We start from the raw sequence: 14050 nt of genomic DNA on the forward strand, positions 1-14050 counted from the left end.
TGCGTCATGACCGTCCGTGCGCCGCTGACCCCAGGCACGCTCTCCCCGTTGCGGCCCGTGCCCGCCCACATCGTCCGCCCGGAGTACGTGGGCAAGAAGCGTCCCCAGGAGTGGCGCGGCTCGCACGTGCAGACCCCGGAGACCGTCGAGAAGATGCGGATCGCGGGTCGGCTCGCCGCCCAGGCCACCCAGCTCGCGGGTGAGCACTGCAAGCCCGGCGTGACCACCGACGAGATCGACCGGGTCGTGCACGAGTTCCTCTGCGACCACGGCGCCTACCCATCGACGCTGGGCTACAAGGGCTTCCCCAAGTCCTGCTGCACCAGCCTCAACGAGGTGATCTGCCACGGCATCCCCGACTCCACCGTGCTCGCCGACGGCGACATCATCAACGTCGACGTCACGGCGTACATCAACGGGGTGCACGGCGACACCGACGCCACCTTCTGCGTCGGCGAGGTCAGCGAGGAGGCCCGGCTGCTGGTCGAGCGGACCCACGAGGCGATGATGCGCGGCATCCGCGCGGTCGCCCCGGGCCGCCAGATCAACGTGGTCGGCCGGGTCATCGAGTCGTACGCGAAGCGCTTCGGCTACGGCGTGGTCCGCGACTTCACCGGCCACGGCATCGGCGAGTCCTTCCACAGCGGGCTCTACGTGCCGCACTACGACAGCCCCCGCCCGACCGACGTGATGGAGCCGGGGATGACGTTCACGATCGAGCCGATGATCACCCTCGGCACCCACCAGTACGACATGTGGGACGACGGCTGGACGGTGGTCACCAAGGACCGCAGGTGGACCGCGCAGTTCGAGCACACCATCGTGGTGACCGAGGACGGCCACGAGATCCTCACACTGCCGTGACCGACACCCCTGCGGCGCTCCGCGAGGCGCACCACGCGGACGTGTCCGGCGGCTGGCTGCGGCCCGCCGTCTTCGGCGCGATGGACGGCCTCGTCACCAACATCGCCCTGATCGCGGGCGTCGGCGGCGGCGGGGTGTCGCCCCGCAGCATCGTGCTCACCGGCACCGCCGGCCTGGTGGCCGGCGCCATCTCGATGGGGCTGGGGGAGTACACGAGCGTCCGCTCGGCCAACGAGCAGGTCGCGGCCGAGGTGGCCAAGGAACGCCGCGAGCTGGAGCGGCACCCCGAGGCGGAGGCGCGCGAGCTGGCCGAGGCGTGGGTCGCCCGGGGCCTGCCGCACGACCTCGCCATGCAGGTCGCCGAGGCCGTGCGGCGCAACCCGGAGGAGGCGCTGCGGGTGCACGTCCGGGAGGAGTTGGGCGTCGACCCCGACGACCAGCCCAGCCCGTGGGCGGCCGCGATCTCGTCGTTCCTGTTCTTCTCGGTCGGGGCCCTGGTGCCGCTGCTGACCTACCTGTTCGGCTCGACCAGCCTCTGGCTGGCGCTGGCCGTCGGCGGGCTCGGGCTCTTCGCGGCCGGGGCGGTGGTCGCCCGGTTCACCGCCCGGCCCTGGTGGTCCGGCGGCCTGCGCCAGCTCCTGCTGGGCGCCGCGGCGGCCGGCGCCACCTATCTCGTCGGCGCCCTCATCGGCGTCCAGGGCGCCCTCGGCTGACGCCCGCCGCGCCCTCGGCTGACGCCGCCGCGCCCCCGGGTCGGCGCAGAGCCGGTCGTCCGCGCTCCGGCTCGTCGGCAAGGGCGGCAAGTCCCGCCGCCGCGCGGCGGGTCAGCCGTCGAGGAGGTCGTCGACCGTGCCGTCGACGGGGCGGCCCCGCGCGGCCAACTCCGCCGCCTGGCGGGCCAGCACGGCGCCCACCTCGGTCATGTCCGCGCCGGCCAGGCCCGTGCGCCGCACGGCGTCCCCCGGGTCACGGAAGTAGGTGCGGCTGAGCAGGCCGTTCACGGTGGCCGCCGCCAGCCGAGCCTCGCCGAGCATCAGCAGGGCCTGGTCGGTCTCGTACCACTCGGCCAGCCGGGCCGCCCGGGCGTGCGCCGCGCTGCCCCTGTACCACGCCTGCCGGGCCGCCGTGCTGAACTCGGCCGGCCGGGCGCGGGCCAGCCGGCCCAGGTGCTCGTCACGGAGCGTGCGCAGCCAGCCGGTCGGGTCGTGCAGCGCCCGGGTGCTGACGTACCGGTCGGCGGTCAGCGGCCAGAGCGGGGAGATCAGCCGGGCCTGGCGGAGGTAGTCGTCCGCGCCGGCCACGGTCAGGTCGACCAGCACGCCGTCGACCCGCCGGGTCGCCGGGGGCGGGCCGCCGCCGGGCCGGTAGGTCACCACCAGCAGCCCGACCTCGCCGTCCCCGCCGCCGTCGTCGTCGCCGTGCGCGAGCGGGCCGTGCACGGCGACGGCGAGCACGTCGGCCGGGAAGCGCCGGCGGGCGGCGTCGGCGACCCGCTCGGCCACCGCCCACCGTGGATCGCCCAGGTGCGGGTCGCCACCGGAGGCCATGCCGTCCACGTCCACGCCGACCACCTCACGCCCTCGCCGACCGGGCCGCCCGGCACGAGCCGGCCCGCGGCGGCGCAGGTCACCGCACCAGCCTAGTCGCGCCCGCCCGACCCGCCCGGCCCGCCGCGCCCGGTGGGGACCAGCCGGAAGAGGAGGATCTCCCGGCCGCCGGCCCGCCGCACGTACGTCTGGTAGGCGGGCCACTGGTCGACCAGCAGCCGCCACAACCGCTCCCGTTCGGCGCCCGCGGCGGCCTCGGCGCGCACCGGGACCCGGCGGCCCTTCACGTCCACCTCGGCGACCGGGTCGGCGAGCAGGTTCAGCGCCCAGCCCGGCTGGTGGGTCTGGCCGAAGTTCGTGCCGACCACCACGTACGCGCCGCCGTCGGGCACGTACAGCAGGGGGTTGCTGCGCGGCCGGCCGGAGCGCCGGCCGGTGGTGGTGATGACCAGCGACGGGACGAGCCCCAGCGCGACCACCCGGCCCCGGGTGAGCCGCCCGACCACGCGGTCGGCGGGGACGAGCAGGCGGACGGCGGCGCCGAACCAGCGATGGTGGCCGACGCGGCGGGTGAGGGCTCCCAGGACGGGCACGGGCACCAGTGTGCCCGGTCCCGGCCGCTCAGTCGAGGCGTCGCTCGACCGGCAGCCGGGACCGGGTGAACAGTCCCGCGCCGAGCATCGCGACCAGCGGCACCACCACCAGGACGCCGAGGGTGGTCCACGGGACCACCACCGGGTACGGGTCCTGGACCGGCCACGAGCCGGCGTACCGGCGGTTCAGGGCGGTCAGGATGATCACGGCCGAGCCGAGGCCGGCGACGATGCCGAGCGCCGAGCCCAGCACGGCGATCACCCCCGCCTGGCACAGCGACAGGAGCCGGCGCAGGCCGGGACCGGCGCCCACCGCGGCCAGTGTGGACAGGTCGGCGCGCCCCTCGGCCGCCGCCAGCCCGGTGGCGATGCCGGCGGCGCCCACGGTGATCACCCCGGCCGCGGCGGCCAGCAGGAGCAGCACCGGCCGCCCGTCGCCCGACCGGTCGCCCTGCTCGATCTCCACGTGGGCGCCGAGCGGGCGCAGCGCGGTGGCGAACCGGTCCCGCCGGCCCTGGTCGGGTGCCCCGTCGGCCGAGACGGCCCAGCCGAGCGGGCGGGTGGCCAGCCCGAGCCGGTCGGCCGCCCGCCGCGAGAGCAGCAGCCGTTCCGTCGGCACCCCCGTGCGCAGCGCGTACGCGGCGACGGCTGTGGGCGCCGACGTCACCGGCGCGGCCGGTCCCGACCCGTTCACCACCACCTCGATCCGCCCGTCCACCACGTAGCGCGGATCGGTCACCACCGCGCCGCCGGCGCGCAGCACGGCGGCCGCGGCGGCGACGTCGGCCGGGTCGGCGCCGGTGAGCAGCGGCAGGGCCAAGCCGTCGTCCACCAGCACCTGGAAGTATGCGCCGTGGAGGTCCTCCGGCCGGCCCTGGCAGCGCTCGTCCGCGCGGGCCTGCTGCCGCTCGGCCTCGCTCAGGCCGTCGCTGAACGGCCAGGGACACGCCCGGTGGGGCGGCAGCACCGGAGCGACCGAGCAGGGCTCGGCCTCCGTCGTGCACCGCACCCCGGCCACCGGCGCCACCGTGGTGGCGCCGAGCAGGTCACGGGCCGCCTCGGTGACCCGGGCCAGGGCCGGCGCGGTGTCCAGGTCCGCCCGGTGCACCAGCACGGTGCCGACGGGCAGGCTCGGCTCGTACGTCGCCATACTCCGCGCGTGGTCGCTGGCCAGGTACACCCCGACCGCGACGCTGCCGGCGACCGCCGCCATCACCGCCGAGATCGCCGGGGCGGCCGAGGAACGGTTGCGGCTGGCGTCGCGTAGCGCGATCCGGGGCGCCAGCGGGAGCGACCGCCCGAGCCGGGCGAGCAGGCCGACCAGCGTCGGGGTGGCGAAGACCAGCCCCAGCTCGCCGAGGACGAGACCGGCGAGGATCACCGGCGGCGACGTCCGGGCGGCCCCGAACGCGGCCAACGCCGCCCCGCCGGCCGCCATGCACACGCCGGCCATGAGCCAGCGCCGCCGGTGCGCGGGCGGGGTGCGGCGGCCGGCCAGCCCGGCCACCACGTCCTGCCGAGCCGCCGCCCAGGCCGGGGCCAGCGCGGCCAGCACGCCGGACAGCACCGCGACGGCCGCGACCGCCGCCAGGGCCTCCGGCCAGCAGCGGTACCCGCCGAAGCGCGCGCCGTAGAGGTGCTGCTCGACCAGCGGCCGGGCGGCGAACGCGGCGGCGACGCCGAGCGTGAGCCCGGTGGCCGCCCCGAGGGCGCCCAGCACCACGCCGTCGGCCAGCACGATCCGGCGCAGGTGGGCGTCGTCGCCGCCCGCCACCGCGACCAACGCGAGGTCCCGGCGCCGCCGCCGTACGCCGACCGCGAAGGCCGGGCCGACGAGCAGCACCACCTCCAGCAGCCCCAGCCCGCCGACGAGTACCGAGACGCTCATCCCCTCGACGTCGACCGAGGAGAACGGTTCGGGCCCGACGACGTCCACCCCCGAGGGCGGGGCGGGGGTGCGGGCGTGGACCACGACGCCGTGGTCGTTGAGCCGGCGGAACAGCGCCTCGTCCACCGTCCCGGGCAGGTCCACCAGCCAGGTCATGTCCGGCTCGGCGTCCGTCGGGCCGGCGGTCGCCGGGTGCAGCGTGACGATCGGTCCCAGGTCGTCCGGGTACTCGACCACCCCGACCACCCGCCACGAGCGGGAGCCGTCCCCGGACGTGACGGTGCCACCGGGACGGACGTCGAGTCGGCGCAGCGCGGCGGGGCTCACCGCGATCTCGTCCGGCCCGGCCGGCGCCCGGCCGGAACGGAACCGGGCCAGCCCCCGGCCGAGCGGGTCCGCGAGGTCCACGGCGCGGCCGGTGACGTCCCGCTCGACCCGGTCGCCGACCCGGGCGTCGAAGCTCACCCAGCGGCGCAGCGGGACGACCCGGCTCCCGGCCGGCAGCAGGGCGGTGACCTGTTCGGCGGTGACCCGCCCGGCCGGTGGCGTCGCGTCGTGGTCGGACGCCCAGCCATCGCCCCATGAGTCCTGGGTGACCGGCCCGCGCGCCACCCAGAGCAGTTCCGCGTCGGCGACACCGAGCTGCCGCTCGGTCCGCTCGGCCCGGGTCAGCTCGGACATGTCCCAGCTCACCGCGGTGAAGGTCAGCACCAGCACCGGTAGCGTGATCATCGCGAGCACCAGCGCCGTACGCCCCCGCGCCCGCCGGGCCTCCCGGCGGGCGATCCGCAGCGCCACCCACCAGGAGCCGACGGCGCCCGCGAGCCGGCCGCCCCGGCCCGCCGTCACCGACCGCTGCCGGTCAACAGCTGCTCCACGCTGCCCAGCGGGGCCGTCGAGTCGACCAGCACCCCGTCGCGGAGGAAGACCACCCGGTCGGCCCAGGCGGCGTGCCGCGCCTCGTGGGTGACCAGGACCGCGGCGGCCCCGGCGTCGACCCGTCGGCGCAGCAGGTGCAGCACCGCCTCGCCGGTCTGCGAGTCCAGCGCCCCGGTGGGCTCGTCGGCGAGCACCAGCCGGCGCTCGCCGACCAGCGCGCGGGCGATCGCCACCCGCTGCTGCTGGCCGCCGGAGAGCTGGTCGGGGAACCGGTCGCCCAGTTCCGGCAGGCCCACCTCGGCCAGCGCGTCCAGCGCCAGCCGGCGCGCCCGCCGGACGCCGGTCCCGTCGAGTTCCAGGGGGAGCGCGACGTTCTCCACGGCGGTGAGGCTGCCGAGCAGGTTCAGGTCCTGGAAGATGTAGCCGATCCGGCGGCGACGCACCTGGGCGAGGCGGCGCCGGTCCAGGGCGCCGAGGTGCTCGCCCTCGACGAGCACCTCGCCGGCGGTCGGGCCGTCCAGCCCGCCGGCGAGAGCCAGCAGGGTGGACTTCCCGGAGCCGGAGGGCCCCATCACCGCGACGAGCTCGCCCGGGTGGACGGCGAGGCTCACGCCGCGCAGCGCGTGCACCGCCGCCGGCCCGGTGCCGTGGGTGCGGTGCACGTCGCGCACGTCGAGCACGGCCGGGGCCGGGCTGCCGCCCGCCGGCCCACTGCCCACGCTCACCGTCGCGCCTCCTCGTCCGCCCGGTCCACCGCCTCGGCGGGCGTCGTCGGCGCGCGGCCGGGCCCCGTCGGACGGTAGCGCACCAGGCTCGTCTCGCAGTGGTCCAGCCAGCGCACCTCGGCCTCGGCCTGGAAGACCATGGCGTCGAGCACCAGCCGCCACGGCAGGTCCTCCGGGCGGTCGCTGGCGTACTTCAACCGGGTCAACTCCTGCAACGTCCGCATGGTCGCGCTGCGCTGGGTCTGCACCACCGACCGCACGTCGACGCCGGGCGTGGTCAGCGCGAGGGCCAGCTTGATCGCCAACTCGTCGCGGGGCCGGTCGGTGCGGCTGATCGGGGTGGCGAACCACAGCGCCAGGTCCGTCCGCCCGGCGTCGGTGATCTCGTACGGGCGCTGCCCGGCCTCGCTCTCGGGGAGCGAGCGGACCAGCCCGTCCCGCTCCAGGCGGGACAGGGTGGTGTAGACCTGCCCGATGTTCAGCGGCCAGGTCGAGCCGGTCGACTCCTCGAACGCGGCGCGGAGCTGGTAGCCGTACATCTGGCCGCGTTCGAGCAGGGCGAGCAGCCCGTGACGGATGGACATGGCTCCGGAGTATGCATACCTGGTATGCGACCCGCAACCGGAGCGTCACCGCCGGCAGTGGCGGTCAGGCGGGACGGCCGGGGAACGGCACGGTCAGCGGGGTGATTCCGGCCGTCCGGCGCCAGCGGGTCGCCCGCAGGGCGTACTCGACCAGGGCGGCCAGCGCCCGGTCGCGGTCGGCGCCGGTGGTGGCGGGCACCGCCGCCCGCCAGAACGCCGCGGTGCGCTCCTCCACCTCGACGGCCAGCCGCAGCGCGCTCGCCCGGTCGGTCACCGGGAACGGCAGGGCGTAGCCCGCCCGGTCGGGCGGGACGGCGCCGCCGCCCGCGCTCAGCTGCATCACCAGGTCGTCACGGCGGCGCCGGTGCGTGGCCTCCGCCTCGCGGGCGGCGGTCCGGGCCGCGCCGGTGAGGCGCACCCCGATGGGGCCGTAGGCCCAGATCGCCGCGTACTCGGCGGTGAGCGCCGCGCCCAGCGCCCCGGCCGGCCCGGTCGGTGTCGGTGTCGGTGCGGTCACTTCAGTGCCTCCACGTGTGTGGCCCGGGCGGCGGCGATCGAGGCGAGCAGCGCGGCCCGTTCCGCCGGCGCCGCCGCGCAGGCACTGGTCGCCGTCTCCCGCCCGGTGCGCTCGCGCTCGCGCAGCGCGGCCCGGGCGGCGGCCGGGTCGGCCGCCGGGGCGGAGGTGGCCGCGGCGGGCGCCGAGGGCAGCGGCACGCCGATCACCCGGGCCAGCTCGGCCGCGTGCGCGCCGTGCGCCTCGGCGATCGGGGTGAGCAGGCCGGCCAGCGCGGGGTGCGCCGCGGCGGCGTCGCGGTGCCCGGCGGCGAGCCGGAGCGCCTCGTCGAGCAGCGGCGTGAGCGGGTCGGGCCCGGGACCGGGATCGTCGTCGCGGTCGAGAAGATCACAGCCGGTCAGCGGCGCCGTCGCGCCGCCGAGCGCCAGGAGGGCCCCGGCGCGCAGCACCGTTCGCCGGGAATGCCCGGTTGCTCCGCCGCGTTGTGTCGGTCTGTCCGTCGCCACCGGACAAGTCAACACCATCACCGGCCGTACGTGGGCCACCGGCGTCGGTGCGCCGCCCGGTCCGGTGCCCGGCAGGCGCGTTACGCTCTGCGCAGCCACCGGCGCGTCAGCTCCGGTGGCGTGCCGGCATGGCGACCGATCGGGGCGCCGTCGATCAGGAGAAGGGTGCGGAGATGACGCAGCGTGGCCGTGCCACGAGGTCGACGGGTCCGGCGGGCAGACCCCGGCGCGCCGACGCCCCCCGGGGCGGGGAACGCGCCGGCGGCCCGCGCGGCGACCTCGCCGCCCGGCGGGCCCGGCTGCGTGAGGTCATCGAGCCGGTGGTCGCCGGCGCCGGCTACGACCTGGAGGAGCTCACCGTCTCCCGGGCCGGCCGCCGGCACGTGGTGCGGGTGATCGTGGACGCCGACGGCGGGATCAACCTGGACGCGGTCGCCGAGGTCTCCCGGGCCGTCTCCGCGGCCCTCGACGCGGCCGAGGAGTCCGGGGGCGACATCGTCGCCGGGGAATACCAGCTGGAGGTCAGCTCCCCGGGCGTGGACCGGCCGCTGACCCTGCCCCGGCACTGGCGGCGCAACGTCGGGCGGCTGGTCAAGGTGACCGCCCGCGGCACGGGCGCCCCGCCCGGGCAGCGCGCCGGGCAGCCCGCCAGCGACCGGCAGGTCACCGGCCGGGTGGTCGAGGCCGACGACGAACGCGTGGTGCTGGAGACCGACACCGGCCGCGCCGCGTGGACCTACGCCGAGCTCGGCCCCGGCCGGGTGCAGGTCGAGTTCAACCGCCTCGACGAGTTCGAGGAGACGGACGAACCCGACGACATGGACGACACCGACGACTTCGACGACGAAGATGATGTGGAGGACGAGGAGAGGTGAACATCGACCTCGCGGCGCTGCGCGCACTCGAGCGCGAGCGGGAGATCCCGTTCGACACGATCCTCGCGGCGATCGAGACCGCGCTGCTGACGGCCTACCGGCACACCGAGGGGGCGGAAGCGCACGCCCGGGTGGAGATCGACCGCAAGTCCGGCGCGGCCCTGGTCTACGCGCAGGAGCTGGACGACGACGGCACGGTGGTGCGGGAGTGGGACGACACCCCGCACGACTTCGGGCGGATCGCCGCCATGACCGCCAAGCAGGTGATCCTCCAGCGGCTGCGGGAGGCCACTGACGAGGTGCACTTCGGCGAGTACGTCGGCCGCGACGGCGACCTGGTCACCGGCGTGGTGCAGGCGCACGAGGCGCGGGCGGAGAAGGGCATCGTCACCGTCGACCTGGGCAAGCTGGAGGGTGTCCTGCCGCAGTCGGAGCAGGTGCCCGGCGAGCGGTACGTCCACGGCGAGCGGATCCGCTGCGTGGTGGTGCACGTGGCCAAGGGAATGCGCGGCCCGCAGATCACGTTGTCGCGTTCGCACCCGGCGCTGGTCAAGAAGCTCTTCGCGCTCGAGGTGCCGGAGATCGCCGACGGCACGGTCGAGATCGGCGCGATCGCACGTGAGGCGGGTCACCGTACGAAGATCGCGGTCCGCTCCACCACCCAGGGCGTGAACGCCAAGGGGGCCTGCATCGGCCCGATGGGCCAGCGGGTCCGCGCGGTGATGAGCGAGCTGCACGGCGAGAAGATCGACATCATCGACTGGTCGGACGACCCGGCGACCTTCGTCGGCAACGCGTTGTCGCCGGCCAAGGCGCTGCGGGTCGAGGTGGTCGACCTGGCCACCCGGACGGCCCGGGTGACGGTGCCGGACTTCCAGCTCTCCCTCGCCATCGGCAGGGAGGGGCAGAATGCCCGGCTTGCTGCCCGGCTGACCGGTTGGCGGATCGACATCCGGTCCGACGCGGAGCAGGCCGGGGCGAGCGGCCGGAGCGGGGCTGATCACGTCCCGGAGCCGGGCAGCGCGATCTCGGGCGCCTAGGGGTAGACTTTCTCCAGTGGTACGACGCGCGCTGCCGGAGCGCACCTGTGTGGGTTGCCGGCGACGTGCGCCGGCCAGCGAATTGCTGCGGATCGTCGCGGTCGGCGACGAGGCTGGTCACAGCCTCCGGCCCGATCCGGCCCGCAGGCTGCCGGGTCGGGGAGCGAACATGCACCCGGATCCGGCCTGCTTCGCGCAAGCTGTGCGGCGGCGCGCCTTCGGGCGGGCGCTGCGCGTCACCGGGGTCCTCGACCACGGTGAGCTCGCGGAGCACGTCGATGCGCCAACCACTACGTCCGGTCAGCCCGACCGGGCGAGGGTCGCTAGCAAGGTAGGACGACCGACATGAGCACACGATGAAGTCCCTGAAATGACCAGGCTTCAAGTGCACGAGTGAGGTCGCTGCGGGTGCTGCCCGCACGACCTCGGAGTGAGGAGTGCAGTGGCAGGTAAGGCCCGCGTACACGAGCTTGCAAAAGAGCTCGGGGTCGAAAGCAAGACCGTTCTCGCCAAGCTCAAGGAGATGGGCGAGTTCGTGAAGTCCGCGTCCAGCACCGTCGAGGCGCCCGTCGCCCGGCGTCTGCGTGGCGCATTCGTCGCGTCCGCCGGCGGGTCCTCGGCGCCGACCGCCCCTCCGGCGGCAGCCCCGAGCCCGGCACCGACCCCGACGCCGTCCCCGACCCCGGGTGCCCCCCGGGTCTCGGCCAAGCCGATGCCGCCGCGGCGGCCGGCCGCGCCGACCCCTGGACCGAAGCCCAAGGGCCCGGTCCCCGGCCCGCCGCAGCCGGCGACCCCGGTCGCCAAGCCGGCGAGCGCGCACGACATCGAGGTGGCGGCCGCCGAGGCGCGCGCCGCCGCGCTGAAGGCTGAGCAGGAGGCCGCGGTCAAGGCCGCGCAGGCCGCCCGCCAGCAGCAGCGGGAGACCGTCCGACGGGAACCCCCGACCGAGGGCGGTCCCCGTCCGGGTCCGCGTCCCGGCCCGAACGCCGTGCCGCCCCGTCCGGGTTCCCCGGCCGCGGGTCGTCCCGGCGCCCCGCAGCCGGGCCCGGGTGCCCGGCCGGGCGGTCGGCCGCCGGCGCGCGGCGCCGGCAACAACCCGTTCGGCATCCAGGGCGGCCAGCAGCAGCAGCGGCCGCCGGCCGCCGGTGCCGGCGGTCCCCGGCCCAGCCCGGCGGGCATGCCGCCGCGGCCGAGCCCGGCCTCCATGCCGCCCCGGCCCAGCCCGGCCTCCATGCCGAGCCAGCGGCCCACCACGGGTCGCCCCGGTCCCGGTGGCGGGCGTGGCGGCCCCGGCGGCGGCGCGGGTCGTCCCGGTGGCGGTGGCTTCCGCCCCGGTGGCGGCGGCGGTGGCGGTGGTTTCCGCGGCGGTCCCGGTGGTGGCGGCGGTGGCGGTGGCTACCGTGGTGGCCCCGGTGGTGGCGGCGGCGGTGCTCCCGGCGGCGGTTTCCGTCCGGGTGCCCCGGCCGGTGGCGGTGGTCGTCCCGGTGGCGGCGGTCGTGGCCGTGGCGGTGGCGCCGCGGGTGCCTTCGGGCGTCCGGGTGGCCGGCCGACCCGTGGTCGCAAGTCCAAGAAGCAGCGCAGACAGGAGTTCGACAACCTGTCGGCCCCGACCATGAGCTCGGGTGCCCCCCGGGGTCAGGGTCAGGTCATCAGGCTTTCCCGTGGCGCCTCGCTGTCGGACTTCGCCGACAAGATCAACGCCAACCCGGGTTCGCTGGTCCAGGAGATGTTCAACCTGGGCGAGATGGTCACCGCGACCCAGTCGTGCTCCGACGACACCCTGCAGTTGCTGGGCGAGCACCTCGGCTTCAACGTGCAGATCGTCAGCCCGGAGGACGAGGACCGCGAGCTGCTCGCGCAGTTCAACATCGACCTCGACGCCGAGGTCGCGGAGGACCGCCTGGTCAGCCGTGCGCCGGTCGTGACCGTCATGGGTCACGTCGACCACGGTAAGACCAAGCTGCTCGACGCGATCCGCAAGGCGAACGTCGTGGCCGGCGAGGCGGGTGGCATCACCCAGCACATCGGCGCGTACCAGGTCCACGTCCCGCACGAGGGCGAGGACCGGGCGGTGACCTTCATCGACACCCCGGGTCACGAGGCGTTCACCGCCATGCGTGCCCGTGGTGCCCAGGTGACCGACATCGTGGTGCTGGTCGTGGCGGCCGACGACGGCGTGATGCCGCAGACGATCGAGGCGTTGAACCACGCCAAGGCGGCCGATGTGCCGATCGTGGTGGCGGTCAACAAGGTCGACAAGCCGGAGGCCAACCCGGACAAGGTCCGCCAGCAGCTGACCGAGTACGGGCTGGTCGCCGAGGAGTACGGCGGCGACACGATGTTCGTCAACGTGGCGGCGAAGCCGGGCATCGGCATCGACGACCTCCTCGAGGCGGTCCTGCTGACCGCCGACGCGTCGCTGGAGCTGACCGCTCCGATCGACGGGCCGGCGCAGGGTGTGGCCATCGAGGCGCACCTGGACAAGGGCCGCGGTGCGGTGGCGACGGTGCTGGTGCAGAAGGGCACCCTGCGGGCGGGCGACTCGATCGTCGCCGGTGGGGCGCACGGCCGGGTCCGGGCGATGCTCGACGAGAACGGCAACCAGGTCGCCGAGGCGGGTCCGGCCCGTCCGGTCCTGGTGCTCGGTCTGACCGCGGTGCCGGGTGCGGGTGACACCTTCCTGGCGGCCGAGGACGACCGCACGGTGCGCCAGATCGCCGAGCAGCGGCAGGCGCGGCGGCGGGCGGCGGCGTTCGCCAACTCCCGTGGCCGGGCCACCCTCGAGACGCTCATGGAGCAGCTCAAGGAGGGCGAGAAGACCTCGCTCAACCTGGTGCTCAAGGGCGACGTCTCCGGTTCCGTGGAGGCCCTCGAGGACGCGCTGTTCAACCTCGACATCCCGGAGGAGGTCCAGCTCAGGATCATCCACCGGGGCGTGGGTGCGATCACCGAGAGCGACGTCATGCTCGCGAGCGCCTCGTCCGAGGCGGTCACGATCATCGGCTTCAACGTGCGGGCCTCCAATAAGGTCCGCGAGATGGCCGACCGCGAGGGCGTGGAGATCCGGTACTACACCGTCATCTACCAGGCCATCGAGGAGATCGACGCCGCCCTCAAGGGGCTGCTCAAGCCGGAGTACGAGGAGGTCGAGCTGGGCACCGCGGAGATCCGCGACGTCTTCCGCTCGTCCAAGGTCGGCAACATCTCCGGTTGCATCGTCCGGTCGGGCATCATCCGGCGCAACGCCAAGGCGCGCCTGCTGCGCGACGGCTCGGTGGTGGCGGACAACCTCACCATCAGCTCGCTCAAGCGGTTCAAGGACGACGCCACGGAGGTGCGCGAGGGCTTCGAGTGTGGTCTGACCCTGGGTGGTTACAACAACGTCCAGGTCGGCGACGTCATCGAGACCTTCGAGATGCGGGAGAAGGCTCGCGCCTGATCCGGTGAACCACTGATCGAGGGGTTTACGCCGAAAGGCGTAAACCCCTTGATCATGTGGGGGCACGTCCGGGTATCGTCCGGGGCGATGTTCACCGGAACCGCGGTCTTCGACCTGCTGCTGCCGGGCGACTCCCGGTCGCTCAAGGCCAAGAGATCATACGTACGCCCGATCGTGGCGGCCCTGCGCCGCTTCGAGGTCTCGGCCGCCGAGGTCGGGGCGCTCGACCTGCACGGTCGGGCCGAGATAGCCGTGGCCGTGGTGGCCGCCGAGGCGTTGCACGTCCGCGAGGTGCTGGACTCCTGCGAGCGCCTGGTGGCCGGCCGACCGGAGGCCGAGTTGCTCTCGGTGCGCCGGCGGCTCTACGGCGAGGAGGACTGACGCCGGCGCGGGTGCGCGCGTCCGGCGGGCGGTGACGACGCCCGCCGGCGCGGGTGCCCGCGGCGGGCGGTGACGACCCCGGCGGTGCGGGTGTGCCGGGCGTCGTGCCGGGCCGGCGCACCGCCGGCGACGCGCGGCGGCGGTCGCCGCGCGGGTAGTGTTCGAGATGTTGGCCGGTCGGCTCCGGGGCGCTCCGCGTCGCCGGTGACGGCCGG

Annotated in this window: 14 protein-coding genes; 7 read left to right on the top strand and 7 right to left on the bottom strand. The window is 75.5% G+C overall.

What is annotated here, in order from left to right:
- The first annotated feature begins 6 nt into the window (after positions 1-6).
- Together map and ABT006_RS10490 are read left to right on the top strand one after the other, a co-directional pair.
- The gene (gene map, locus ABT006_RS10485; protein WP_350704972.1) at positions 7-864 is read left to right on the top strand and encodes a type I methionyl aminopeptidase; all 858 of its coding nucleotides are present in this window, start codon (positions 7-9) and stop codon (positions 862-864) included.
- On the top strand, positions 861-1577 hold the full coding sequence (locus ABT006_RS10490; protein WP_350704974.1) for a VIT1/CCC1 transporter family protein: 717 nt from the start codon (positions 861-863) through the stop codon (positions 1575-1577). Before map ends, ABT006_RS10490 begins: the two co-directional genes overlap by 4 nt.
- A 111-nt stretch (positions 1578-1688) precedes the next feature.
- On the opposite strand, the gene ABT006_RS10495 is transcribed toward ABT006_RS10490, so the two are convergent.
- The 7 genes from ABT006_RS10495 to ABT006_RS10525 all read right to left on the bottom strand — a co-directional run bounded on the left by ABT006_RS10495 (position 1689) and on the right by ABT006_RS10525 (position 8043).
- Positions 1689-2411, bottom strand: a complete 723-nt coding sequence (locus tag ABT006_RS10495) for a nucleotidyltransferase domain-containing protein (protein ID WP_350705133.1) — start codon at positions 2409-2411, stop codon at positions 1689-1691.
- A gap of 92 nt (positions 2412-2503) precedes the next feature.
- On the bottom strand, positions 2504-3004 hold the full coding sequence (locus tag ABT006_RS10500; RefSeq protein WP_350704976.1) for a nitroreductase/quinone reductase family protein: 501 nt from the start codon (positions 3002-3004) through the stop codon (positions 2504-2506).
- Between the two features lie 28 nt (positions 3005-3032).
- A complete protein-coding gene (locus tag ABT006_RS10505; RefSeq protein ID WP_350704978.1) occupies positions 3033-5741 on the bottom strand; it encodes an FtsX-like permease family protein in 2709 nt (902 codons plus the stop codon).
- On the bottom strand, positions 5738-6496 hold the full coding sequence (locus ABT006_RS10510; RefSeq protein WP_350704980.1) for an ABC transporter ATP-binding protein: 759 nt from the start codon (positions 6494-6496) through the stop codon (positions 5738-5740). Before ABT006_RS10510 ends, ABT006_RS10505 begins: the two co-directional genes overlap by 4 nt.
- Positions 6493-7080: a PadR family transcriptional regulator gene (locus tag ABT006_RS10515; RefSeq protein ID WP_350704982.1), complete on the bottom strand. Its 588-nt coding sequence runs from the start codon at positions 7078-7080 to the stop codon at positions 6493-6495. Before ABT006_RS10515 ends, ABT006_RS10510 begins: the two co-directional genes overlap by 4 nt.
- A 64-nt stretch (positions 7081-7144) precedes the next feature.
- Entirely contained in the window at positions 7145-7597 is a 453-nt protein-coding gene (locus tag ABT006_RS10520; RefSeq protein WP_350704984.1) for a ferritin-like domain-containing protein, read from the bottom strand.
- Positions 7594-8043, bottom strand: a complete 450-nt coding sequence (locus tag ABT006_RS10525; RefSeq protein ID WP_350705135.1) for a hypothetical protein — start codon at positions 8041-8043, stop codon at positions 7594-7596. The genes ABT006_RS10520 and ABT006_RS10525 overlap by 4 nt, the downstream gene beginning before the upstream one ends.
- A 230-nt stretch (positions 8044-8273) precedes the next feature.
- Here ABT006_RS10525 and rimP point away from each other — a divergent pair, with 230 nt between their 5' ends.
- The 5 genes from rimP (at position 8274) to ABT006_RS10550 (ending at position 13835) form a co-directional block, all read left to right on the top strand.
- Complete coding sequence (rimP, locus tag ABT006_RS10530; protein WP_350705137.1) at positions 8274-8975, top strand: ribosome maturation factor RimP; 702 nt, start codon at positions 8274-8276, stop codon at positions 8973-8975.
- Entirely contained in the window at positions 8972-10015 is a 1044-nt protein-coding gene (gene nusA / locus ABT006_RS10535) for a transcription termination factor NusA (RefSeq protein ID WP_350704986.1), read from the top strand. Before rimP ends, nusA begins: the two co-directional genes overlap by 4 nt.
- A gap of 16 nt (positions 10016-10031) precedes the next feature.
- The gene (locus ABT006_RS10540; protein ID WP_350704988.1) at positions 10032-10364 is read left to right on the top strand and encodes a YlxR family protein; all 333 of its coding nucleotides are present in this window, start codon (positions 10032-10034) and stop codon (positions 10362-10364) included.
- Positions 10365-10457: 93 nt separating this feature from the next.
- The gene (gene infB, locus ABT006_RS10545; protein ID WP_350704990.1) at positions 10458-13454 is read left to right on the top strand and encodes a translation initiation factor IF-2; all 2997 of its coding nucleotides are present in this window, start codon (positions 10458-10460) and stop codon (positions 13452-13454) included.
- An 87-nt stretch (positions 13455-13541) separates the two neighbouring features.
- Positions 13542-13835, top strand: coding sequence for a DUF503 domain-containing protein (locus ABT006_RS10550; protein ID WP_350704992.1), 294 nt, complete (start codon positions 13542-13544; stop codon positions 13833-13835).
- The last annotated feature ends 215 nt before the right edge of the window (positions 13836-14050 follow it).

Source organism: Micromonospora sp. NPDC002717 (assembly GCF_040295705.1).
In the GTDB taxonomy this organism is placed as follows: Bacteria; Actinomycetota; Actinomycetes; order Mycobacteriales; family Micromonosporaceae; genus Micromonospora.

Coding starts and splice junctions, on each gene's coding strand:
- ABT006_RS10550 (WP_350704992.1), top strand. CDS start 13,542: ATGTTCACCGGAACCGCGGTCTTCGACCTGCTGCTGCCGGGCGACTCC.
- ABT006_RS10515 (WP_350704982.1), bottom strand. CDS start 7,080: ATGTCCATCCGTCACGGGCTGCTCGCCCTGCTCGAACGCGGCCAGATG.
- rimP (WP_350705137.1), top strand. CDS start 8,274: ATGACGCAGCGTGGCCGTGCCACGAGGTCGACGGGTCCGGCGGGCAGA.
- map (WP_350704972.1), top strand. CDS start 7: ATGACCGTCCGTGCGCCGCTGACCCCAGGCACGCTCTCCCCGTTGCGG.
- ABT006_RS10495 (WP_350705133.1), bottom strand. CDS start 2,411: ATGGCCTCCGGTGGCGACCCGCACCTGGGCGATCCACGGTGGGCGGTG.